Genomic DNA, 878 nt, shown 5'->3' with positions numbered 1-878 from the left:
AGCAGATGTTCGGCAGCGCCGAGCACGCCATACGCAACCTGGAACAGAGCAGCGCCACCCTGAACAAACTGCTGAGCGACAACCAGGACTCGCTGAACAATGGCATGCAAGGGCTCAACGGCCTGGCGCCGGCGGTGCGCGAGCTGCGCGAGACCCTGAGCTCGCTGCGAGCCATCACCCGTCGCCTCGAAGCCAACCCTGGCGGTTACTTGCTGGGTAACGAGAAGAACAAGGAGTTCACGCCATGAAGCGTGTCTGTCATCTACTGGCGCCACTGGCCCTGGGGACCGCCCTGGCCCTGACCAGTGCCTGCTCGATCCTGCCTAAGGGCGAGCCATTGGATATCTATCGGCTGCCGGTGGGCCAGAGCACGACCCCCGTCACCGGCAAGGCGCTGTCGTGGTCGCTGCAGCTGCTCAAGCCTCAGGCCGGCGATGCACTGAACAGCGCGCGAATCGCGGTGATCCCCCAGGGCAACCTGATCAGCAGCTACAAGGCTTCGCGCTGGAGCGACCCAGCACCGATCCTGCTGCGCAACCGCCTGCTGGACGGCTTCCAGCGCGATGGCCGGGTGCAGCTATTGAGCACCGACGACAGTAACCTGCAGAGCGACCTCGCCCTGGGCGGCGACCTGCAAGCCTTTCAGACCGAGTATCAGGGCTCTGACGCCCAGGTGGTGATTCGCCTGGATGCGCGACTGATTCGTGGCTATGACCAGAAAATCCTCGCCAGCCGGCGCTTTGAAGTGCGCCAACCCCTGAGCGAACCCCAAGTGCCGGCGGTGGTGACAGGGTTTGGCCAAGCCAGCGACGCGCTGACCCGGCAGGTAGTGGATTGGGCGGTGGGGCAGGGCAACCTGGCGCTGAAAAAATGAACGG

At 64.4% G+C, this 878-nt stretch carries 1 protein-coding gene and 1 pseudogene; both read left to right on the top strand.

Going from position 1 to position 878, the window contains the following annotated elements; translation table 11 throughout:
- Positions 1-248, top strand: a pseudogene (locus BLX41_RS34310) (MlaD family protein); the annotation flags it as partial.
- Positions 245-874, top strand: coding sequence for an ABC-type transport auxiliary lipoprotein family protein (locus BLX41_RS03525; protein WP_123723789.1), 630 nt, complete (start codon positions 245-247; stop codon positions 872-874). The pseudogene BLX41_RS34310 and the gene BLX41_RS03525, both read left to right, overlap by 4 nt.
- Positions 875-878 lie beyond the last annotated feature (4 nt).

The organism is Pseudomonas protegens (assembly GCF_003732485.1).
Classification (GTDB): Bacteria; Pseudomonadota; Gammaproteobacteria; order Pseudomonadales; family Pseudomonadaceae; genus Aquipseudomonas; species Aquipseudomonas protegens_B.
The sequence above is the reverse complement of the archived record's forward strand: the minus strand, read 5'-3'. Positions and strand labels throughout refer to the sequence as shown.

Coding starts and splice junctions, on each gene's coding strand:
- BLX41_RS03525 (WP_123723789.1), top strand. CDS start 245: ATGAAGCGTGTCTGTCATCTACTGGCGCCACTGGCCCTGGGGACCGCC.